The following is a 22,525-nucleotide window of genomic DNA, read 5'->3' as shown; positions in this document are numbered from 1 at the left end:
CACCGGCCGTGTCGTCATGAGAAGGAACTGTTGAGCACGTGCAGTTCCACAGGCGAGCGGTCGAGCCCAGGGGCTTGTTCGTGCTTCCGGTCAGCGTGGTATTGATCGCCGCCATGCTGCTCGACCCTGGATTGAACCTGACGCTGCGCCCGATGGCGTATCCGGTGTTCTTCGAGATGTATCGGAACGCCATCAAGAACACCTGGACGGTGGAGGAGGTCGACTTCTCCACGGACCTGGTGGACCTCCGCTCGAAGATGACGGACGCGGAGCGCCACCTCATCCACCGGCTGGTGGCGTTCTTCGCCACGGGTGACAGCATCGTCGGCAACAACCTGGTGCTGAACCTCTACAAGCACATCAACGCCCCCGAGGCGCGCATGTACCTGTCGCGCCAGCTCTTCGAGGAGGCGCTGCACGTCCAGTTCTACCTGACGCTGCTGGACACGTACGTGCCGGACCCGGCCGAGCGCGCCAAGGCGTTCGCCGCCATCGACAACATCCCCTCCATCCAGCGCAAGGCGCGCTTCTGCATGAAGTGGATGGACAGCATCAACGACGTGGATGTCATCCAGTCGAAGGAGCACCGGCAGCGCTTCCTCCTCAACCTCATCTGCTTCGCGGGCTGCATCGAGGGGCTCTTCTTCTTCGCCGCGTTCGCCTACGTCTACTTCCTGCGCAGCAAGGGGCTGCTCAACGGGCTCGCCGCCGGGACGAACTGGGTGTTCCGCGACGAGAGCGCCCACATGGCGTTCGCGTTCGAGTGCATCCAGGTGGCGCGCAAGGAGGAGCCGGAGCTCTTCGACGCGAAGATGGAGCGCGACGTGGAGGCCATGCTGCGCGAGGCGGTGGAGTGCGAGACGCAGTTCGCCCAGGACCTGCTGAGCGGCGGCGTGGCCGGCCTCTCCGTGCAGGAGATGCGCGGCTACCTGGAGTACGTCGCGGACCAGCGCCTGCAGATGCTGGGCATCGCCCCCGTCTTCCGCACCAAGAACCCGCTGTCCTTCATGGACCTGCAGGACGTGCAGGAGCTCACCAACTTCTTCGAGCGCCGCGTGTCCGCCTACCAGGTCGCCGTGGGAGTGGGCGCGGCCAACGACGTGGTGCTCGACGCCACGTTCTGACGGCCACACCGGGGCGGGCCCACGGGTCCGCCCCGCTCGCGCCTCGGGAGCCCTCCTCCCTCGAGGCCCACCGGAAGCACCGCTCGTCACGACTCCGTGGCGACACCAGGGCCCCCCTCACGAAGACGCAGCCCGTCATTCCGCCACGGAGGCCTCGTGGTGGGCCGACGTCATCTACTTCCGCATCCAGACACTCTTCATCCGCTGGGTCGGCCCTGACGCGGTTGCGGGCGCTCCCCGGGCGAGCAAGAGGGCCCATGGGCAGCCGTGCTATGCCTGCGGGTCGCGCCATGCCCCGCCCCGTCCTCCTCTTCTGGCTCTGGCTCTTCGCCCTGTCGCTCAACACCGTCTACGTGTTGAGCCAGGCGATGGTGGCGCGCCTGTTCGGGATGAAGGCGTCGCGCATCCAGTTGGGCTTCGGCCCCAGGCTGCTGAAGTGGCGCATGGGCGGATGCGAGTACGAGGTCCACGCCATCTCCACCACCGGCACGGTGGAGTTCGCCACGGCGCCCATCCCCGACGCGCAGGTGGAGGAAGGCGTCCTGGCGCGCCTCCCACCGACCCAGCACGCCACCGTCCTGCTCGTCCCGTGGGTGCTCATCATCGGCCTCGCGTTGGTGAGCCTCGGCTTCGGCGAGGGGCTGCACCAGTTCCTCTCCGGCTTCATGCTGCCCATCGAGCTGTGGGCGCTGCCCCGACGCGTCGACCACCTCGTGGCCATGCTCCGGCATGGCGACCTGCTGGAGGTCTGGGGGCGCATCCTCGCGAAGACGGCCGCCTACAACCTGATGCCGGCGCCCTTCCTCGCGGGCGGCACGGTGCTGCGGCTGCCCTGGCGACACCGGCGCGTGGCGATGGGGAGCCGGCTGCAGCGGTTCGCGCTCGTCTGCTTCGCCCTCATCCTGTGCTGGTCCGCGTACGTCGCGTACCTCTTCCTACGGGCCTTCTTCGCCTGACGCCGTGCTGTTGGTGGCAAACACTCACCAGGGCCTCCGGTACGACGCTCCATTCTTTGCTCGACTTCGAATCCGTCCAGGAACAAGAGTAGCCCCTGCGGTCAATCACATCTCAGACCGACCCTCCCAAGGCATCCCTCCCAGCTCGCACGCTCCCCTGGCGCGACCGCGTTCCGACACACAGTCCACACCGCGTCCGAAAACGCGGCGTGCGCGGCGGTTCTCATCCAGCCGGGAGCAGGCGCAATGGCAGACAGCGCGGGCAGACTCACGGACCGGTTCAACGTCGACAAGGACGGGGGCGCCTCGTATGCCTTCGACCTCAAGGTGCCCCCCGGCACCGCGGGCATGGCCCCCTCCCTGGGCATCGCCTACAACAGCGGAGGGAGTGACGGCCTGATGGGCGTGGGCTGGGGCTTGAGCGGCCTGTCCTCCATCACCCGCGTGGGCCGGACGGTGGCGCAGGACGGAGCCCACGGCGCCGTCCTCTACGACTCCGATGACCGGTTCGCCCTGGATGGGCAGCGATTGATGGCCGTCTCGGGCGCCTACGGGCAGCCGCAGGCCGTCTACCACACCGAAATCCAATCATGGAGGAAGGTCGTCCCCAACTACCCCTCCGGCTGGGATGCCCGACACGGGCCCCAATCCTTCACGGTCCACACCCGGGAAGGCGAGGTCTGGGAATACGGCACGACGGTGGACTCGCGCGTGCCCGCGTCGAGCCAGGTCCCCGCCATCCGCCTCTGGTCCCTCAGCCGCGTCACGGACCGCCACGGCAACTTCATGACCGTGACGTACGAGCTCGACGCCCAGAACAACGCCCACTACCCGAAGCGCATCGACTACACGGACAACGTCCACGCCCCCATCGCGCGCAAGCGGCAGGTCCAGTTCGGCTTCGTGGACCACCCGAACGCCACGACGACCTATGTCGGCGGGCACCCCATCCGCATCACCCGGTTGCTCTCGCAGGTGCAGACGTTCATCGGCGACAGCCTCGTGCGGACCTACCGGTTCGCCTACCTGCCCAGCAACGCCACCGGCCGCCCCCTCCTGCAATCCGTCTCGACCCAGGCGCGTGACACCTCCCTGCCCCCCACCACCTTCACCTGGCAGGGTCAGACGGACGCCGCCCCCACGCTGCTCCAGCCGGCCCGAGCGCTCGGCAAGACGCTGCAGGGAGGGCTGCGAATCTCCATGGACGTGAGCGGCAACGGCCTCACCGACGTGCTGCACGCCTACCACACGCAACAGCAGCTCCGGCTGGACCTGTATCTCTCCACCCGGAATGGCCTGGAGGGCCCCCACGCGGTCGACCTGCAGGGCGCGACCCTCGCCTGGGGCGGCACCTTCCATCCGCTCGACGTGGACGCCGACGGCCACATGGACCTCGTCTACGCGGCGAACAACGGAGGCAAGCTGGGGCTGACGCTCTTCAAGGCCACCGAGCGCTCGGGACGATGGACGCTGGTCCGCCAGGGACCGGTGCACGGCGCCGGTCCGGACCACCTGCTCTGGGGCGGCACGCTCCTCTCCTTGGACGTCGACGGGGACGGGCGCACGGACCTCGTCTATGCCACCAACAAGGCCTCCATGCTCGAGCTGGCCGTCCTGTACTCGAGCGGCAACGCCTTCGCCCCATCGTCCTCCGGGCCGACGACGACCTCGCTGCCGTTCGGAGGACGGCTGCTCCCGCTGGACCTGCGGGGGCGAGGGAAGACGGACCTCGTCTACGCCACCCAGGACAACGGCTTCATGAAGCTGACCTGGCTCGAGGCCCGCGCCGGTCGCGAGGGGTTCCAGCCCCAGAGCACCCCGCTGCTCCCCGCCGACGCGCGAATCCCCTGGGGTGGCAGCCTCATCCCCATCCATCTCAACGGCGACGGGCAGGTGGACCTGCTCAATCCCTATACCCAGGGAGGCACGCTCCACTTGAGGGCGCTGCACAACACGGGGACGGGCTTCGTCGTCCAGGACCTGGGCGCCACGGGCCTCGTCTATGGCGCGGCCATCCCCCAGCTCATCCCCGCCGACGTCACCGGCAGCGGACGCGACGACCTCGTCCTCGTGGGCGAGTACCGCCGCGACGGTGAGAGCACGTCCCGGCGCCTCGCCGTGCTGGTCAACGAGGCCGGCAAGCTCCGCTTCCACGAGAAGGTGTCCCAGCTCCCCGCCTTCGTCGCGACGGGAGAGTCCACCACCGCCCTGGGATTGACGGGCACGGGCAAGGCGGACCTGCTGCACGTGGACGGCTCCGGCGCGGCCCACCTGCTGGCGGCGACGGTCGACTACCCCGACCTGGTCTCCTCACTCACCAACGGCCTGGGAGGCCGCTTCGAGCTCACCTACAAGCCGCTCACCGACCCGGCCGTCTACACGCGCACGCCACCGTCGACGGACGGGGTCGACACCCAGGCGCTCTTCAACAACCAGCTCTCCGGGGCCACCTATGCCCTGGCCACGAACCCGGGCAGCCAGTCGCCCGAGGTGGGGATGAGCTTCGCCTCCCGCAGCATCCAGTACCCGCGCTACGTCGTGTCCGGCTACGCGCAGGTCTACTCGTCCACCCAGCGCTACACGCACGCCCTCACCTACGCGGGCGCGCGGCTGAGCCTCCAGGGACGTGGCTGGCTGGGGTTCGCGGCGTGGACCAAGTCGGACCCGCACACGGGCGCGGCCGGAGTCGTCACCGAGACGCGCTACCACCAGGAGTTCCCTCGCACCTACGCCGTGGACAGCCAGACGGTGCGACGCGCCTCGGACCAGGCGCTGATGGCCCGGTCCGAGTACGAGTACGCCACGCCCTCCAGCGCGGGGGTCCACCAGCTCCAGACCCTGGAGGTGCGCCGGAAGCTCTACACGTTCGCCGCCTCCGACACGCCGGACTGCGTGCGGACGAAGGCCTTCCAGTACGACGACTACGGCAACGCCATCTCCATCACCCTGACCAGCACCGGCGTCCCCACCGCGCCGCTCTATACCTGGCAGTCCTTCCAGAACGACGTGGCCCGCCACCGCTTCGGCCTCCTCACCGAGCGCCGGCTCAGCGCCGACCCCCTGGGCCATCAGCCCCTGCAGCGGGAGCGCCTGACGTACGACGCCTCCACCGGGAACCTCCAGACCCGCTCACGCTGGAGCCAGGGAGAGGCCTGGCAGGTCTACACCTACCGCTACGACGAGTGGGGCAACCGGACGCGGGTGGAGGACCCGACCGGGGCCGTGGTGACGACCCACTTCGAGTCGACCTATCGCACGTTCCCCAGCAAGCGCGAGCTGCCCGCGAAGGCGAACGAGCGGCCGCTCGAGGTCACGTTCGAGTACGACGCGGCCCTCGGGGCCCTCACCTCCCAGACCCACGCCAGTGGCGGCCGGGAGGTCCACCTGCACGACGGCCTCGGACGCCTGGTGGAGACCCAGCGCACCGGGCCTGACGGCGACCGCGTCGTCCCCACCGTGCTCCTGCGGCGGGGCCAGGACGCGACGGGCATCCACTGCGAGACCCGGACGCGCCAGGAGTGGGGACGTGACGTCTGGACGGTGCGGACGGAGTACCTGGATGGCTTCGGTCGCGTCACCCGCACGGCGACGCAGGGGATGGAGGACGGCGCCCTGGTGGGCCGCGCCATCCAGCAGGACACCGTGCACGACGCGCACGACCAGCCCGTCGAGCAGACCCTTCCCTACTTCCAGGGCGACACCCCCACGCGGGCCCAGGCGCTGACGCATGACGAGTACGAGCGCGTGGTGCGCCGGGAGGCCGTGGGCGTGGGGACGGCCCCCCTCGTCACGACCTATGCGTATCCCCGCACCAATCGCGTCCTCATCACCGAAGGCGCGGCCTCCAGCGCCCCCAGGACGCGCACACTGACCCACGGCTTCCACGGGGAGACGCAGTGCCTCGCGGAGGTCGAGGATGGACAGGGCCACGTCACGCGCTTCACCCATGACGCCCTGGGGCGGCGACTGAGCGCCACGGACCCGAAGGTGGAGACCACGTTCGCCTACGACGGGCTGGACCGTCACGTCGCCATCACCACCCGCTCGGGCAGCACGACCTTCACGCGGGAGACCTACGCCTACCAGGACGACCTCCGGCGGTGGACCCATACGGATGGCACCGGGCTCGTGACGACGTTCCAGCTCGACGCGCTCCGGCGCATGGAGTCGAAGCAGGTGGGGTCGGAGACCACGACCTATCGCTACGACGAGGCCACCAGCCCCTGGTCGCGCGGGTTGCTGACGGGTGTCCGCCTCCCGGATGGAACCGGGTACGCCTACGGGCACGACCCGGATGGCAACACCACTTCGGTCGAGCTGACGCTGGGCGGGACGCGCTACACGCTGGGGCAGACGTTCACCCCCACCCGACTCGTCTCCCGCATCGTGTATCCCGACGCGGCCCGAACCGAGGTGCGCTACCAGCGCGACAGCGTCGCGCGGCTGACGAAGATCCTCGAGGGCGAGAAGGCGCACCTCACCCAGTCCGACTTCAGCGCCCTGGGGGCGCCCGCGGTAGCGCACTACGGCAACGGCGTCCGGGCGGACTGGACGTACACGGCGGACGGACACCTGCTGACCCAGGACATCCGTGGGCACGACGAGCGCCCCTTGTCGGCCACCAGCGTGGAGTGGAACGCCTTCTGGCAGGTGGAGGGCGTGAAGGACCGGCTGGAACCCTCCCTGGACCAGGACTTCGCCTACGACCCGTTGGGCCAGTTGCTGCGGGCCCAGGGCGGAGGCCATGGCCTCAAGGAGTACGCGTATGACGCGGCCTGCAGTCTCGTCCTGAAGGACGGGCTGACGATGGAGCGCGCGGGCCATCAGGTCACCGCGGGCTTCTCCCCCGCGCTCCCGGACGCGCTGCAGGCGCGCTACGACGCCAACGGCAGCCTCGTCGAGCTGAAGTACCAGGGCACCACCACCCAGTTCAGCTACGACGGCGAGCGCCGGCTCCAACAAGCAGGCGACGTGCGCTTCGCCTATGACCAGGACGGCCGACGCCTGATGAAGGCGGAGCCCGGCCTCACGACGTACTACGTCGCGCCCTGCTACGAGGTCGTGGTCTTCCCGGGCGGCGCGCGCCAGCACACCCGCTACGTCCAGGAAGGCGAACACCTGGTCGCCTCCGTCACCGTCGCGGAGTCGGGCACGCCCCCCGGAGGTCCTCCCGGAGTCCCCACGCCGGGCACCCGCTACTTCCACGTCAACCACACGCGGAGCACCACGCTGGTGACCAACGAGCAGGGACGGTTGGCCAGCGCCCTGGACTACGACCCGTTCGGCACGCCGCGGCTGCGCTCGGGCGCCGACGACTTCCGGCACAAGTACACGGGGTTGGAGCTGGACAGCACGGGGCTCTACCACGCGTCGTCGCGCTACTACAGCCCGCTGCTCGGGGGCTTCATCACCGCCGACACGCAGCTCGGCGCGGGAGAGGAGCGGCCGGGGGCGTTCAATCGCTATGCCTACGTCCTCAATGATCCGCTGACGCTCATCGACCCGTCGGGCTTCGGCCTGTTCGGCAGCATCAAGAACTTCTTCACCAACACCCTGCCGAACTGGGTCTCCAGGAACTGGGAGGAGATCGTCTCCTACGCGGTGGACATCGCGCTCATCGCCGGGGGCATCGCGCTCTCGTTCGTCCCCGGGCTCCAGGGCGTCGCGGCCCTCGCCGTGGGCGTGGCGGTGGGCGGGTTGGTGGGCGCGGGGCTCGGAGGGCTGGCCTACAACATCAGCACGAGCGCCACCGGCAAGGAGTTCAGTTGGGGGGACTGGGGAACCCAGGTGGGCATCGGCGCCGCCGCGGGTGCCATCGGCGGCGGCTTCTCCGCCGCGGGCGAGCTGGCGGCGGTGGGCCTCAACCTCGCGAACAAGACGCTGCTGAACATCGGACTGCGCGCGGGCGTCGACCTCGTGGGCGGCGTGGTGTCCGGGGTGTCCAGCCAGTTGATTGGCAACGCCGTCGCGGGCGCGGCCCTGGGCTCGGACCTCGCCTTCGCGGCGGTGTTCGGCGGCGTGGGAGGCGCCATCGGCAGCCTCGTCTCGTCCGGGAGCAAGGCCGCGCTCAGCCGGGTGAGCAACTCCATCGACGAAGTCGAGGCGATCCCCAGTTGGGTCCGGCGGCAGGCCTACAACGTGTCGGGCAGCCTCGACGCGGTGCCCTTCGACGTGGACGGGATGAGACAGGTCGTCACGCTCACGTTGGGCGGCACGTTCGGAACGTCCCTCGGCTACACGCTCAGCTACCTGCACGCGGAGCAGTTCTTCCTGCCCGGGATGAAGTGAGCGAGTCGCATGGCTTCGGGGCCCTCGGCCCCGTGGACCCGTGTGTCCCCGTGCGCTCACCGCCGGGGGCCCGGACGCAGTTCAACGACACGGAAGGCAGGCGCAAATGGCGTCAACGACAGAGGCGAAGCCGAGGATTCTCTACACGGGAGCTCCGACGGGCGAGGACCTCCCCGTGCTGCGACAGGTGGGGGAGCTCACCACCAAGAACGGCAAGGACGGCCTTGAGCAAGCGGAGGTGCTCTGGGTCGATTGCGCGACGTCGAAACCGGACCAGTACGGCGCGCTCCTCCGGGCGGCGCTCGACGCGGGGAAGACCCTGGTGCTCAACCGCCCCGACGCCCCGGCGCATGCGGCGCTCTCCGGGCTGGTCTCCCTCCAGGTCGAAGACGGTGCCCAGGCGCTGCTGGTCAGCCGCGATACGACGAACAACACGCCCGCCCATCACATCATCACCGCGCTGGGCGGCGCGGTCACCGAGGAACCGGCGGCCGCACCGCATTCCGGCGGTGACCTGGACCCGGCGGCGCGGAGCGCGGATGGCGCGCGGCAACCCGCCCAGACGGAGGACACCCCACTCGCGCGTGATTGGGCGCGCGTGCTCGAGACACATCGCCGCCAGTCCACGCGCTCGGTGGGCGGCCCGGGGCTGATTCCCCCATCGGGCGTCATGTTCGGCATCTCCACCCTGTCGCGGAGCTTCCCGTACGACCTGACCAACTCCCACTGGACCTCCGCCAGCGGGAAGCGGCAGAGCGTGGAGGCGAGCTTCACCAGCTCGTTCTATGTCTACCGGGAGAATGGGAAGTCGAGCCCCGACTACGTCGTCATCCGGGTCCAGGAGGCGACGTTCGATCCCGGCTCGCGGATGTTGAACATCAACAACGCCAAGGGGTGCTGGCAGTACGAGTTCCAGACCGAGTGCACCAACAACCGGGGTGTGCAGCTCATCGCCAACAGCCCGGGGACCACGAATGGCCCGGGCCTCGGAGCGCAGGTCTCCCTCCCCCTGTATGTGAAATACGTCCAGGAAGGGAGCTGCACGCCCAACTACTGGTCCGCGTCGCATGGCCCGGTCCCCCGCTCCATCGAGGGCTGGGGCCTGTCGAACCGGAGCGCGGTCGGCTCCGGACGCGCGACCTGGTACTACCACCAGCGCGACACCTGGAACCCCATCAACGACCCGCCGGGTGACTTCGGTCGCTGGTGGTCCATGATGTTCGAGGGCGGCTACGGCGGCAGGGTCAAGAACCTCACCTCGCTCGCCGGCGCGTCGTTCACCGTGGAGACCGTGGCCGCGTGGCGCTTCACCGCCACCCAGGTCGCCTCCAACCCCAGCGTGACGTTCACGGAGAAGCTGAGCCGCAGCTTCGCGTCATTCGCCAACCCCTCCGGGACGGGCAACGGCCATCACCAGATTGTCTGGCACGGCCCCATGACGGAGCGCTCCGCGTCGGTCACCATCAACCTGGTGAGCATCACGGACATCCAGAGCCCCTGCCGCTGAGGGGGCCACCGCTCCACTCCGGCGAGGCCGGGGTGACGCCGTCACGGCGTTGCCCCGTCCTCAGCTCAAGGCCGCTCCTGGAGGGCCAGCCGCGCCCCCAGCGCGACGAAGACTCCGCCCGTCACCCGCTGCTGCCACGCGGCGAAGCGCGGGTTGCGGCGCAGCCACGCGCCGAAGGCTCCCGCCACGCCCGCGATGAAGGCGAGCCACGCCGTCCCCGTCAGGTCGAACAGGAGCCCGAGCACCACGAACTGGAGCCCCGTGGAGCCCCGCGTCGGGTCCACGAACTGCGGCAGGAAGGCGAGGAAGAACAGGGCCACCTTCGGGTTCAGCACGTTGGTGACGACGCCGTCGCGGAAGATGCGCCACAGGCTCGCGGGCGCCACGTCGCGGGCCAGCTCCGGCCCCGACTTGCTGCGCAGCATCTGCACGCCCAGCCACACGAGATAGAGCGCGCCCACCCACTTCACCACCGTGAAGGCCGCGGCGGACGTGGCCAGCAGCGCCGACAGCCCCAGCGTCGCCGCGGCGATGTGGAACAGGCAGCCCACGGAGATTCCCAGCGCGGAGACGAACCCCGCGCCCCTGCCCTGGCCCACGCTGCGCGCCAGCACGTACATCGTGTCGGGCCCCGGCGTGAGGTTGAGGGCGATGCCCGCGAGGAGGAAGGCCACGAGGCGCGTCGGGTCGAAAAGCATGGAAGGCTCCACCCCGTCGTCCCGGAGCGAGGAGCGGAACGTGGCACGGCCCCACGCTCCCGCGCTCGCACGATATGCCCCAAGGCCCCGAGGCGGAACACACCACCGGACGAAAGACTCCGTGGCGCAGTCCGACTCGCCCGACACCGACAGACCGGCGCCAGTCCCCTCGAGGCGTCCACGGGACGAGCGCCGGAGCGCCCGTGAGTGCCCGTCCCCCTGCGACGCGGTCTGCCCGAGCACGGCCGCTCCGGCTCACCATCTCCGTGCCCCGTCCCGCACGAAGAAGCGGGGCCGCGCGACGACGCGACCCCGCCTGTTCCTCTCGACGCGACTGGACTTCCGCGCCCCGGCTCACACCGGCGTGCGGGGCCGCGTCTCGCGGTCCGACACGATGCGCTCCGCGCGCTGAGGCTCCAACGAACGCTCGGCCGTCCGGGCGCTGATCTCCACCGCCGGGCGGAACAGCGTGCGGTAGACGGCCGCCGCGAAGGCGCCTCCCAGGAGCGGCGCGACGATGAACAGCCACAACTGGCGCAGGGCCGTGCCCCCCGCGAAGAGCGCCGGGCCCAGGCTGCGCGCCGGGTTCACCGACGTGTTCGTCACCGGGATGCCGACCAGGTGGATGAGCGCCAGCACCAGTCCGATGGCCAGCCCCGCGAAGCCCACCGGCGCGCGCGCGTCCGTCGCCCCCAGCACCGTCAGCACCAGCAGGAAGGTGAGCGCCACCTCCGTGAGGAAGGCCGCGCCCGCGTTGAACCCCTCCGGCGACGCGGCGCCGTAGCCGTTGGAGGCCAGCCCGCTGATGGTGGCCTGATAGCCCCCGGGCCCGCCCTTCGCGATGAGCAGCACCACCCCCGCCCCGACGATGGCCCCCAGACACTGGGCGAGCATGTAGCCGGGAGCGTGCTTCGACTCCATCTTCCCCGTCAGCAACAACCCGAGCGTCACGGCCGGGTTCACGTGGCAGCCGGAGATGGGCCCGATGACGTACACCATGGCCAGCAGCGACAGGCCGAACGCGAGCGATATGCCCAGGAAGCCGATGCGGTCTCCCGCCAGCACCGCCGCTCCCACGCCACCGAGCACCAGGACGAACGTGCCCACGAACTCCGCGGCGTACTTCTTCATCGCGTCATCGCCGCCGGCCACGGCGGCCTTGCCCCGGGGTTTCAACTCTGGATTCGTCGAACGCATGCGCAACCCTCTCTCGCCACGTGGCGACTGGTCGCGCGTCCACTCCCCGCGGCCGTTGCCTCGCGACACGAAGCAGTCCCACCCGGGACGCTGCGCATGCCCGCGACGACGACAACCCGACCCTCCGCCCCATGGCCGGAGGGCACGAGCCCGCTCGCAGCGCTCGAAGCGCCGCCCTCCCTCGCGAAGCCCACCCCGGACGGCGGAGCGGGCCCCCTCCCGGAGGCCGGCGCGAACGCACGCGAGCGCGGTTACTTGCCCTTCATCACCCCGATGAACGGGATGTTGCGCAGCTTCTCGCTGTAGTCGAGCCCGTAGCCGACGACGAAGTGGTCGTCGATGACGAAGCCCTTGTAGTCGATGTCGATCTTCGTCCGCGCGCGCGCCGGCTTCTCCAGCAGCGAGCACAGCTTCAGCGACGCGGGGTGCCGGGCCTTCAGGTTCTCCAGCAGGAAGCTCATGGTGAGCCCCGTGTCGATGATGTCCTCGATGATGAGCAGGTGCTTGCCCGCCATCGGCTTGCTGACGTCGGTGGTGATGCGCACCTCGCCCGTCGTCTCCGTGCCACCCTGGTAGCTGGACACCCCCAGGAACTCCAGGGTGAGCGGCAGGTCGATGGCCCGCGCCAGGTCCATGGCGAAGAACGTCGAACCCTTCAACACGCAGACGAGCGTCAGCTCCTTGCCCGCGTAGTCCCGCGTGATCTGCGCGCCCAGCTCCCGCACGCGCGCCTGCAGCTTCTCCTCGGAAATGAGGACGCCGACTTCCTGATCGTAGAACGCCAAGGCCGCCTCCGCGCTACACGTACGCGTTGTTCATGATCTCCCCGAAGCCACCGCCTCCGGGGACGATGTACTGCCGGTCATCCAGGCCCCGCTCCTTCTCCCAGAGCGCGCCCGGCGCGGTGCCGAAAACCTCGGGCGGGGACATGCCCCGGTCCAGCCGCAGCGCGTAGATGATGACGTCCGGGTGGTCCGTGGTCATCTTGCGCAGGTACTCCGGCGTGACGATGAGGTTGAGGGTGATGATGCGCCGGGGACGCCCGGGCACCTTCTCCTTGTAGAGCGTGATCGCCGTGGACAGGCTGCCGCCCGTGGCCCCCATGGGGTCCGGGAAGAGGACGAACGCGTCGTCCACGTCGCCGCCAATCTTCGCGCCGCCGATCTGCGAGCCGACCACGGCCTGCGCCGCGTCGATCATCCGGCTCATGATGATGTGGTCCTGGCGCACCACCGAGGGGTCCACCGTTTCGTTGAGCAGGTCGTACGTCACCTGCGACGGCAGCGTGCCCGCCCGGGCGATGTTCACCGTCACCACGCGCACCTGCGGGTCGATGACCTCCCCCTGGTAGAGCCCCTGCGGCGTGTGGTCGATCATCCGCGTGGGCAGGCTGACCATCTTCCGCGGGAACTCCGCGTTGACCACCGTCTTCACCAGGTCCGTGTAGAGCAGCTCCACCAACCGGTTGATCTGCGGCTGGATGACGCCCTTGGCGCACAACGTGGCCAACTGGGACAAGAGGAACGGATTTCCCACCAGGTGGACATGGGGTCCATAGTGGTGGGTCATCTCGTTCAACTGGAACGGCACGTTCGCGTACAGGGTGTCACGCATCGGTCAGGTCCTCCGGGCGCCGTGCCGGCGAGTGGGTGCTCTCAATCGAACAGCTCGAGCGTCTGCGGCGGCGTGCCCTCGGCGGGCTCCGGGAGGTGGCACTTGCGGCAGCGGGGCTCGTACGCGCCCGCCGCCCCCACCACCACCCGCTCCCCCGACGACACGATGCGCTGGGAGCGATTGGCCGGATTGCCACACACCACGCAGATGGCCAGCTCCTTCGTCACGTACTCGGCCACCGCCATCAACTGCGGCATCGGCTCGAAGGGGCGGCCCTGGTAGTCCTGGTCCAACCCCGCGCAGATGACCCGCACGCCCTTGTTGGCCAGCGCCTCCACCACCGCGACGACCTCCGCGCCGAAGAACTGCACCTCGTCGATGCCCACCACCTGGGTGTCGGGCTCCAACCGGTAAAAAATCTCTTCAGCCCGCTCCAGGGGCGTGGAGGTCACCTTCAGCCTGGAGTGGCTGACCACCTGCGTCTCGTCATAGCGGTTGTCGATGCGAGGCTTGAACACCTGCACCTTCTGCTTGCCGTAGACGGCGCGTTGGATCCGGCGGATCAACTCCTCCGTCTTTCCGGAGAACATCGAACCGCAGATGACCTCTATCCACCCGATATCTTTGGGGAATTGGTGCACGGGACGCTCGCCTGGCCTGGGGGCGGAGGGGCGCGGATAGTCTGTCACCCCCCCGCGGGAGTCAACCGCCAACCGCCAGAGGCCCCCACGCGTCCCGGCCACCGGGGCCGCCCGCCCGGCCGCCCCCCTCCCGAGCCCGGGAAGAACGGTGGCAAGCGCCTTGAAAGGGCGTCGCCCCGGATCGCGGGACCGGAGGAGGTGGGGCGTGGCGACGACGACGGTGGGGCCGCCGGTGCGCGGCGGGGTGCTGGGGGTGAACGCTTCGTTCTACGCGTCCCCGGCCTCGGTGGGGCTCCTGACGCTGAACCTGATGGACGGGCTGTTCACCCTGCTCTTCCTCCAACTGGGCGTGGCGGAGGAACTCAACCCTCTCATGCGTCTGGCTTATGAACAGCACCCGCTGTTCTTCATGTTCTCCAAGCTGCTCATCGTGAACACGGGGCTGTGGTTGCTCTGTCTTCACCGCCGCATGCGCGCCAGCCGCATCGCCATCCGCGTGGGGGCCGCCGTCTACGGCGTCATCGTCATCTACCACCTGGCGTTCCTGACCCACCTGGTCCTGCAGTGGCCAGGAGGCCTGAGGTAGGGCCGGGCGCCCACCTGGACTGTGAGCGAGTGGAACAATGGCGAGCGCTCACTCGCATCATACCCTTGCATTTTGCACCCGGTATGTCCCAGGCTTCCTGCCAGCTCCGACCTTTCGGGTTCGGGGGGGGACCATGAACATCACCGACGTCCGGGTGTTTCCGGTCGAAGAGGACAAGCTCAAGGCGTACGTCACCATCACCCTGGATCACTGCTTCGTCATACGCGACTTGAAGGTCATCCACGGCTCCTCGGGGCTGTTCATCGCGATGCCGGCGAAGAAGCGCAAGGATGGGACGTACAAGGATATTGCACACCCGCTCAACGCGGACACGCGCAGCCAGATGGAGCGCGTGATCCTCATGGAGTACGAGCGGCACCTTCATCAGGCGCAAGCCGGGTTGCTCAGTCCGATGCCAGCGGACCTCGACTAACGTTCTTCCCATCCGGGCGTGTCCAGGTTAGTCAGCGGCCCCACCATGCAGCCGCGCGACTTCAAGATCTTCGCCGGGAACTCGAATCCCGGCCTGGCTCAACGTATCTGCGAGTACCTCAAGCGGCCCTTGGGCAAGGCGGAGGTGAACCGGTTCTCCGACGGGGAAATCCACGTCGAGATCGGCGAGAACGTGCGCGGTCAGGATGTGTTCATCATCCAGTCCACGTGCCCTCCGGCCAACGACCACCTGATGGAGCTGCTCATCATGTGCGACGCCCTCAAGCGGGCGAGCGCCGGCTCCATCACCGCGGTGATGCCGTACTACGGCTACGCCCGGCAGGACCGGAAGGTCGCGCCGCGCACGCCCATCACCGCCAAGCTCATCGCGGACCTCCTGGAGGTCGCGGGCGCCACCCGCGTGGTGTCCATGGACATGCACGCCGGGCAGATCCAGGGCTTCTTCAACATCCCCTCGGACCACCTGTACGGCTCGCCGGTGTTCCTTGAGGACCTGCGCAAGCGCTTCGCGGAGCCGCAGGAGCTGGTCATCGTCTCGCCGGACGCCGGCGGCGTGGAGCGCGCGCGCGCCTACTCCAAGCGCCTGAACACGGGCCTGGCCATCATCGACAAGCGCCGCCCGCGCCCCAACGCGTCGGAGGTGATGAACCTCATCGGTGACGTGTCCGGCAAGGACGCGGTGCTGGTGGACGACATGGTGGACACCGCCGGCACCCTCGCCCAGGCCGCCGCCGCCCTCAAGGCCAAGGGCGCCCGCAGGGTGGTGGCCTACGCCGTCCACCCCATCCTCTCCGGGCCGGCCATCCAGCGCATCCAGGACTCGGTGCTGGAGGAGGTCGTCTTCACGGACACGGTGCCGCTGTCCGCCGGCGCGCAGGCCTGCGGGAAGATCCGCCTGCTCACCACCGAGCGCCTCTTCGGCGAGGCCATCGCGCGCATCCACCGCGCCGACTCGCTCAGCTCGCTGTTCGTCTGACGGAGCGCCCGGCCGCCCGCCGGGCGGCTTGACTCCGAGCGCGGGGGCTGGCATGTCCCGCCCCCACCATCAGTCCCCTCACGGATAGGGCGACGTCTTCGGGGCCCGCCACTGGGGCGGGATGCCGAGAGCGCCGGGGCGGCTGGTGGCAACGCGGTCCCCATCCCAAAGGTCATTTCCATGTCCGTCGACAAGAGCACCCTCGAGGCCCAGGCGCGTGAAGGTTCCGGCAAGGGCGTCGCCCGCCGCCTGCGCACCCAGGGTCTGGTCCCCGCCGTGGTGTACGGCAAGCACCTGGCCAAGCCGGTGCACATCGCGGTGAACCCGAAGGCCGTGCGCGTGGCCATCAACACGCCGCACAAGTTCAACACGCTCATCCAGCTCAAGCTGGCCTCGGGCACCCACCAGGTGCTGCTGAAGGACTACCAGATGGACCCGGTCAGCCGGGACATCCTCCACGTCGACTTCCTCGACGTGCGTGAGAACGAGCAGGTGAAGGTGAACGTGCCGCTCGTGCTCACCGGCAAGGCGCAGGGCGTGGCGGACGGTGGTCTGCTCACCCAGGCCCGCCGCGAGCTCGAGGTCTGGGCGCTGCCGAACGCCATCCCGGAGCGGATCGAGGTGGACGTGACGGCGCTGAAGATCGCCGAGGCCCTCCACGTCAACGACGTGAAGCTGCCGGCCGGCGTCTCCATCAAGACCAACGTCAACTACACCCTGGCCGTGCTCAGCGCGCCCGAGGCGGCCGAGGCGGCCCCGGCGGCGGCGGCGGCGGCGGCCCCCGCGGCGGCTCCCGCGGCGAAGGGCGGCGACAAGGCGGCGGCCCCCGCGGCGGCGGCTGCCAAGGCTCCCGCGAAGAAGTAGTCCTTCCCGGGTGTACCCTGGACGCGGGGCCGGCCTCGAAGAGGCGGGCCCCGTTTCTTTTTGGAGCGGCGCATGAAGCTCATCTGCGGGCTGGGCAACCCGGGGCGCGAATACGAGAAGCACCGGCACAACATCGGGTTCATGGTCGTGGACGCGCTGCTGTCGCGCGCGCGCGCGCAGCTCAACCAGGAGAAGTTCGCCGCCAAGGTGGGCCAGGGCACGCTGGCCGGCGAGCGCATCCTCTTCCTGGAGCCGCAGACGTTCATGAACCTGTCCGGCCGCTCCGTGGGCGAGGCGGCGCGCTTCTACAAGATTCCGGTGGAGGACGTGCTCGTCGTCCACGACGAGCTGGACCTGCCCCTGGGGCGGTTGCAGCTCAAGGCGGGCGGCGGCAGCGGGGGGCACAACGGCCTCAAGAGCATCGTCTCCAGCCTGGGCGCGGAGAACTTCATCCGCCTGCGCTTCGGCATCGGCAAGCCGGAGGGCCCCAACGCCCGCGAGCGCGTGTCCGGCTACGTCCTGTCCGGCTTCGACGACGCCGAGCGCCGCCAGTTGGAGGAGCTCATCGGCCGCAGCGTGGACATGGCCGAGTCCTGGGTGCGCGACGGCGTGGCCACTACCATGAACCGGTTCAACCGGAAGGCCTGAAATCCTGGACGGGCCCGGGAGCGGACGGCCCGGCACTCCGGGTGCTTGACTTGCCGGGGGCCCCCTCCTAGAAGGCCCCTTCGCTCGCCGGACGGTGATCCAGCGGGATGTTCTTTTCCAGCTTCCCGTGTTCAACCTGACACGGGACGTAGCGCGGAGGTGACGGGCGCGCGGTTTCCCGTCCCCGGTGGTGGCCCTTCCCGGTCACTCGCCGTTTCCCCGCTCCTCGGATGGTCCGAGGGGCACTCGACCCCAAGGGGAGAGAAAACATGGCAGAGACGCAGGCCGCCAAGCGGCTTCGTGAGTACGAGACCATCTTCCTGGTCAAGCCGGACCTGACGGACGACAACGTGGACAAGCTCAAGGAGCGCGTCCGTGGCATCGTCGACCGCGAGGGTGGCAAGGTCCTCCGCTTCACGGTGTGGGGCAAGAAGAAGACCCTGTTCCCCGTGGCGAAGCAGCCCCGCGCCATCTACGTGCACGCCAGCTACCTGGGCGGTTCCAGGCTGGTGGCCGAGGTGGAGCGCAACCTGAAGAACCTCGACGAGGTCACCCGCTACATCTCCGTGAAGCTGGCGGACGAGGTGGATCCCGACACGCGTCCGGTCCTCGAGGACCTGAAGCTGGCCGGCGACGTCGAGGAGACGCGTCCGGGCGCTGGCGCGGAGCGCGACGGCGGCTTCCGGGGCGACAGCTCCGAGGAGTCCGCGAGCGAGTCGGAGGAGGAGTCGTCCGAGGAGGCCTGAGCGCCACCTGGGACATTCTCTTAGGGACCTATCCAGGAAACGAGCAAGTTCATGAGCAACGGTATGGACAGCAAGACGGGCGCGGCTCCGGGTGGCCGGGGTGGCTTCGGCGGCGGCGGGCCTCGCGGTGATCGCGGTGGTGACCGGGCCGAGCGCGGCGGCGACCGCGGTGGCATGGGCGGTGACGACGAGAAGCGCGGCGGTGGCCGTGGCTTCAGCCGCAAGAAGGTCTGCCGCTTCTGCGCGGAGAAGAACGCGTCGGTCGACTTCAAGGACCAGGCGACGCTGAAGTACTTCGTCACCGAGCGCGGCAAGATCATCCCCCGCCGCATCTCCGGCAACTGCGCGAAGCACCAGCGCGAGGTGGCCACGGCCATCAAGCGCGCCCGCGGCATCGCGCTGCTCCCCTACAACGCGGTGGTCGGCTGAGCGCCGGTCCGCACAGGAGACTGAACATGAAGGTCATTCTGCGTGAGGACATCGAGAACCTCGGGAAGTCCGGGGAGCTCGTCACCGTGAAGGACGGCTTCGGCCGTAACTACCTCCTGCCCCGCAAGAAGGCGGTTCTGGCCAGCGAGCAGAACCTCCGTCAGCTCGAGCACGAGAAGGCGGTCATCACCGCGCGCAACGCGAAGCAGAAGGGCGCCGCGGAGGAGCAGGCGAAGAAGGTCGGCTCCATCAAGGTCGTCATCAAGCGCAAGGTGGGCGAGCAGGACAAGCTGTTCGGCTCCGTCACGGCGCTGGACATCGCGGAGGCCGTCGCGGCCCAGGGTCAGGGCATCGACCGCCGCTCCATCCACCTGCCCGAGCCCATCAAGACGCTCGGCAGCTTCGACGTGGAGCTGCGCCTGCACCGCGAGGTGACGGCGAAGATCAAGGTCGAGGTCGCGGCCGAGTAGTCCCAAGGCTCGGCTCCATCCCGAGTCGTTCCAGGAAGGCCGTCCGGGGCAACCCGGGCGGCCTTTCGCCTTTCGCGGCCGCCCTCCCCGTCCGGTTCGCGCCGCGCCCGGTCCGTCTGGCGACAGGCGCGTGGAGGCCTGTCGCTCCAGGGCCTATCCCAGGGCCATCCACCCTGGAGGCCCGCCCATGAGCGCCACGCCGTCGTCTCCCTCTCCCACCGCCCACCGTCCCGACCTGGACTGGCTGCGCGTGGTGGCCATCCTCCTGCTGCACCTGTTCCACACGGGGATGATGTTCAACCACTGGGACTGGCACGTGAAGGCGCCCGGCCGGCTGGAGGTGCTGGAGGCCCCCATGGAGGTGATGCACCTGCTGCGCATGCCGCTGCTGATGCTCATCTCCGGCGTGGGCACGGCGCTCGCGCTGAAGCGGCGCACGGTGGGCACCTTCGCCTGGGACAGGACGAAGCGGCTCCTGGTCCCCGTGCTCTTCGGGATGTTCGTCATCGTCCCGCCGCAAATCTACGTGGAGCGCGTGTTCCAGGGTCGGTTCGAAGGCAGCTACGCGGCCTTCTATCCCTCCGTCCTGGAGCTGGTGCCCTATCCCGCCGGCAACCTGAGCTGGCACCACCTCTGGTTCGTCGTGTACCTCTTCGTCTACTGCATGCTCGCGCTGCCGTTGTTCGCGGCGCTGGAGTCGGCGCGCGGCCGGGCCCTGCTCGCCCGGGTGGAGGCCTGGCTGTGCCGGGGAGCGAACCTGGCGTGGCTGGCGGTGCCGCTCGCCGTCAACGACCTGCTGCTCTTCCGCCACCCGCAGACGCACGCCCTCTTCGACGACCCGCACACCTTCGGTCACTACGGCCTGCTGTTCCTGCTCGGACACCTGCTCGGCCGCTGTCCCCGGGTGTGGGACGTCCTGGTGGAGCGCCGCTGGTGGCTCCTGGGCGTGGCCGCCGGGGTGTTCGCCGTCATGCTGCCGCCCAACGAGTACCCGCTCGTCCCGGAGCGGCTCGGGCGCATCGCGGCGCTGTGGTCCTTCATCCTGACGGCGCTCGCGTGGGCGCGGCACGGGGTGCGGCGAGAGCGCCCCTGGCTGAGGTACGCCCAGGCGTTGTCCTACCCGTTCTACATCCTCCACCAGACGGTCATCATCGTCGTGGGCTTCGCCCTGCTGCGCCTGCCCGTGGGCCCGTGGCTCCACTTCGCCGTCGTGCTCGGCGTGTCCTTCGCGGTGACGTGGGCGCTGAGCGACGTGGTCGCCCGCCTGTCCTGGGTGAGGCCGCTCTTCGGCCTGAAGCCCCGGGCGGCGCGTCCGGTGCCCGGGCCCGTGGCGACGACCTCGGGGCATACTGCGTGACGAGGACTCCCATGGCCCCGTCCATCGCGGCACCGACAGCCCCCACCTGGAAGTGGCCACGCCTGCGCGCGCGGCCGGTGCTGCTGTCGCTCGCCTTCAGCGTGGTGGTGGGGCTGTCGTACGGCACCGCGGTGCGGCTGGACCAGCTCGCCTATGGCAGCACCCTGCCCGCCTCCCGCGCCTACGTCTGGGAGCTGACGGGCGCGCTCTGCGCGTGGCTGTCGATGCCCCTCATCCTGGCGGCGGGGCTCAACGCGCCGTCGCCGCGCGTGGGGTGGGCGCGCTTCCTCGGGCTGCACGCGCTGGGCTACGCGCTGTACGGCACCGTCCACATCCTGCTGATGATGGGCACGCGCGCGCCCATCTACTGGCTCATGGGCTGGGGGGCGTACGACTACGGGCCCCTGGCGTTCCGGCTGCCCATGGAGCTGCAGAAGGACCTCATCGTCTACGTCCTCGTCGTGTGCTTCCAGGTGCTGCTGAACGCGTGGCGCGAGCAGCACGCGCGGACGCTGCGCGCGGTGGAGCTGGAGGGCGAGCTGCGCGAGGCGCGGCTCCAGGCGCTCACCGGGCAGCTCCAGCCCCACTTCCTCTTCAACGCCCTGAACACCGTCAGCTCCGTCATGTACGAGGACCTCGCGCGCACGGACAAGCTGCTCAGCGACCTGGGCCAGTTGCTGCGCGCCAGCCTGGAGCGGCGCGAGGCCACGTGGACGCTCGCCGAGGAGCGGGCCCACACCGAGCGCTTCGTGTCGCTGGTGACGGCCCGCTTCGGCGAGCGCGTCGTGGTGCGCTGGGACATCGCCTCGGGGCTGGAGCACGTGCGCGTGCCCAGCTTCGCGCTCCAATCGCTGGTGGAGAACGCGGTGAAGCACAACGAGGACCGGCGCGAACCCCTGGAGGTCCGGCTGCGCGCCCGGAGCGAGGCCACAGGCCTCCGGCTCGAGGTGGAGGACACGGGGCGCGGCTTCGGCGCGACCTCTCCGGCGCGGGGACATGGCGTGGGCCTGTCCCACCTGGAGCGGGTGCTCGCGCTGCTGCATGACGGCCGCGCCCGGATGGAGCGCGGACGAGGGCCCGAAGGCGGCGCGCGCGTGACGCTGTGTCTGCCCCGGCAGGAGGCCGCGTGACGCGCTTCCGGGTCCTGGTGGTGGACGACGAGGCCCCCGCGAGGGCCAAGGTGAAGCGGCTGCTCGCGGACGACGCGCGCTTCGTGCTCGCCGGGGAGGCCACGGACGGCACGGAGGCGCTCTCGCGCATCGAGGCGCTCTCGCCGGACGTGGTCATCCTCGACGTGCAGATGCCGGGCCTCACCGGCTTCGAGGTCCTGGAGGCCCTGGGCGCCGAGTCCTGCCCCGCCGTCGTCTTCTCCACCGCGCACGACGCCTTCGCGCTGCGGGCCTTCGAGGCGCACGCGGTGGACTACCTGCTCAAGCCCTATGACGCGGAGCGCTTCACGCGCGCGCTCGACAAGGTCCACGCGCAGTTGAGGGGAGGACGCGCCCGGGCCGAGCAGCTCCACGCCCTGCTGGAGGGAGTGGCCTCCCGGCCCGGCCGCCCGCTGGAGCGGCTGGTGGTGAAGGTGGGCGAGGCGTGGGTGCCCCTGCGCCTGGACGCGGTGTGGCGCCTGTCCTCGGAGGACAAGTACGTGCGACTGCACACCGACCAGGGCGAGCACCTGGTGCGCCAGAGCCTCAAGGCCCTGGAGGAGCGCCTGGACCCGGAGCGCTTCGTCCGCGTCCACCGGGGCGACATCGTCAGCCTGGACGCCGTGGCCCGGCTGGAGCCGTGGACCCACGGAGACGGCATCCTCGTCCTGAAGAACGGCTCCACGGTGGTGCTCAGCCGGACATGGCGTGAAGCCTTCCTCCAGCGGTGGGGCATGGAGGGCTGACCCGGGCACAGGTGGACCTTCCTCGCCCCACCCGCCGCTACAGGTCTGTGGCGCAAAACTTGGCCATGTCAGAGCTG

The 22,525-nt window shown here is 69.6% G+C and carries 20 protein-coding genes; 15 read left to right on the top strand and 5 right to left on the bottom strand.

Going from position 1 to position 22,525, the window contains the following annotated elements:
• Positions 1-113: 113 nt before the first annotated feature.
• The 4 genes from LZ198_RS14175 to LZ198_RS14160 all read left to right on the top strand — a co-directional run bounded on the left by LZ198_RS14175 (position 114) and on the right by LZ198_RS14160 (position 9,875).
• A complete protein-coding gene (locus LZ198_RS14175) occupies positions 114-1,124 on the top strand; it encodes a ribonucleotide-diphosphate reductase subunit beta (protein WP_253972572.1) in 1,011 nt (336 codons plus the stop codon).
• A 290-nt stretch (positions 1,125-1,414) separates the two neighbouring features.
• The gene (locus tag LZ198_RS14170) at positions 1,415-2,080 is read left to right on the top strand and encodes a site-2 protease family protein (protein ID WP_253972479.1); all 666 of its coding nucleotides are present in this window, start codon (positions 1,415-1,417) and stop codon (positions 2,078-2,080) included.
• Positions 2,081-2,326: 246 nt separating this feature from the next.
• The gene (locus tag LZ198_RS14165; RefSeq protein ID WP_253972478.1) at positions 2,327-8,368 is read left to right on the top strand and encodes an RHS repeat-associated core domain-containing protein; all 6,042 of its coding nucleotides are present in this window, start codon (positions 2,327-2,329) and stop codon (positions 8,366-8,368) included.
• A 106-nt stretch (positions 8,369-8,474) separates the two neighbouring features.
• Positions 8,475-9,875, top strand: coding sequence for a hypothetical protein (locus tag LZ198_RS14160; RefSeq protein WP_253972477.1), 1,401 nt, complete (start codon positions 8,475-8,477; stop codon positions 9,873-9,875).
• A gap of 65 nt (positions 9,876-9,940) precedes the next feature.
• Here the strand turns inward: LZ198_RS14160 and LZ198_RS14155 are convergent, their stop codons facing one another.
• The 5 genes from LZ198_RS14155 to LZ198_RS14135 form a co-directional block, all read right to left on the bottom strand.
• On the bottom strand, positions 9,941-10,573 hold the full coding sequence (locus LZ198_RS14155; RefSeq protein WP_253972476.1) for a LysE family translocator: 633 nt from the start codon (positions 10,571-10,573) through the stop codon (positions 9,941-9,943).
• Positions 10,574-10,927: 354 nt separating this feature from the next.
• A complete protein-coding gene (aqpZ, locus tag LZ198_RS14150; protein WP_323382562.1) occupies positions 10,928-11,770 on the bottom strand; it encodes an aquaporin Z in 843 nt (280 codons plus the stop codon).
• Positions 11,771-12,021: 251 nt separating this feature from the next.
• The gene (gene hpt, locus LZ198_RS14145; protein ID WP_253972475.1) at positions 12,022-12,555 is read right to left on the bottom strand and encodes a hypoxanthine phosphoribosyltransferase; all 534 of its coding nucleotides are present in this window, start codon (positions 12,553-12,555) and stop codon (positions 12,022-12,024) included.
• A gap of 13 nt (positions 12,556-12,568) precedes the next feature.
• On the bottom strand, positions 12,569-13,384 hold the full coding sequence (locus LZ198_RS14140) for a uracil phosphoribosyltransferase (RefSeq protein WP_253972474.1): 816 nt from the start codon (positions 13,382-13,384) through the stop codon (positions 12,569-12,571).
• 41 nt (positions 13,385-13,425) lie between these two features.
• Positions 13,426-14,025: a thymidine kinase gene (locus LZ198_RS14135; protein ID WP_323382560.1), complete on the bottom strand. Its 600-nt coding sequence runs from the start codon at positions 14,023-14,025 to the stop codon at positions 13,426-13,428.
• 205 nt (positions 14,026-14,230) lie between these two features.
• Here LZ198_RS14135 and LZ198_RS14130 point away from each other — a divergent pair, with 205 nt between their 5' ends.
• The 11 genes from LZ198_RS14130 (at position 14,231) to LZ198_RS14080 (ending at position 22,448) form a co-directional block, all read left to right on the top strand.
• Entirely contained in the window at positions 14,231-14,611 is a 381-nt protein-coding gene (locus tag LZ198_RS14130; RefSeq protein ID WP_253972473.1) for a DUF5658 family protein, read from the top strand.
• A 133-nt stretch (positions 14,612-14,744) separates the two neighbouring features.
• Positions 14,745-15,044: a septation regulator SpoVG gene (gene spoVG, locus LZ198_RS14125; protein ID WP_253972472.1), complete on the top strand. Its 300-nt coding sequence runs from the start codon at positions 14,745-14,747 to the stop codon at positions 15,042-15,044.
• 45 nt (positions 15,045-15,089) lie between these two features.
• Positions 15,090-16,040, top strand: a complete 951-nt coding sequence (locus tag LZ198_RS14120) for a ribose-phosphate pyrophosphokinase (RefSeq protein WP_253972471.1) — start codon at positions 15,090-15,092, stop codon at positions 16,038-16,040.
• A 180-nt stretch (positions 16,041-16,220) separates the two neighbouring features.
• Positions 16,221-16,904, top strand: coding sequence for a 50S ribosomal protein L25/general stress protein Ctc (locus LZ198_RS14115; RefSeq protein WP_253972470.1), 684 nt, complete (start codon positions 16,221-16,223; stop codon positions 16,902-16,904).
• Between the two features lie 72 nt (positions 16,905-16,976).
• Entirely contained in the window at positions 16,977-17,552 is a 576-nt protein-coding gene (pth, locus tag LZ198_RS14110; protein WP_253972469.1) for an aminoacyl-tRNA hydrolase, read from the top strand.
• A 269-nt stretch (positions 17,553-17,821) separates the two neighbouring features.
• Entirely contained in the window at positions 17,822-18,298 is a 477-nt protein-coding gene (gene rpsF, locus LZ198_RS14105; protein WP_253972468.1) for a 30S ribosomal protein S6, read from the top strand.
• Positions 18,299-18,349: 51 nt separating this feature from the next.
• Entirely contained in the window at positions 18,350-18,727 is a 378-nt protein-coding gene (gene rpsR, locus LZ198_RS14100) for a 30S ribosomal protein S18 (protein ID WP_253972467.1), read from the top strand.
• 26 nt (positions 18,728-18,753) lie between these two features.
• Positions 18,754-19,197 (top strand): 50S ribosomal protein L9, encoded by a 444-nt coding sequence (gene rplI, locus LZ198_RS14095; RefSeq protein ID WP_253972466.1) that lies wholly within the window; start codon positions 18,754-18,756, stop codon positions 19,195-19,197.
• A 187-nt stretch (positions 19,198-19,384) separates the two neighbouring features.
• A complete protein-coding gene (locus LZ198_RS14090; RefSeq protein WP_253972465.1) occupies positions 19,385-20,554 on the top strand; it encodes an acyltransferase family protein in 1,170 nt (389 codons plus the stop codon).
• An 11-nt stretch (positions 20,555-20,565) separates the two neighbouring features.
• Positions 20,566-21,684: a sensor histidine kinase gene (locus LZ198_RS14085; RefSeq protein WP_253972464.1), complete on the top strand. Its 1,119-nt coding sequence runs from the start codon at positions 20,566-20,568 to the stop codon at positions 21,682-21,684.
• Positions 21,681-22,448: a LytR/AlgR family response regulator transcription factor gene (locus tag LZ198_RS14080; protein WP_253972463.1), complete on the top strand. Its 768-nt coding sequence runs from the start codon at positions 21,681-21,683 to the stop codon at positions 22,446-22,448. Before LZ198_RS14085 ends, LZ198_RS14080 begins: the two co-directional genes overlap by 4 nt.
• Positions 22,449-22,525: the final 77 nt, after the last annotated feature.

This window comes from Myxococcus dinghuensis (assembly GCF_024198235.1).
In the GTDB taxonomy this organism is placed as follows: Bacteria; Myxococcota; Myxococcia; order Myxococcales; family Myxococcaceae; genus Myxococcus; species Myxococcus dinghuensis.
The sequence above is the reverse complement of the archived record's forward strand: the minus strand, read 5'-3'. Positions and strand labels throughout refer to the sequence as shown.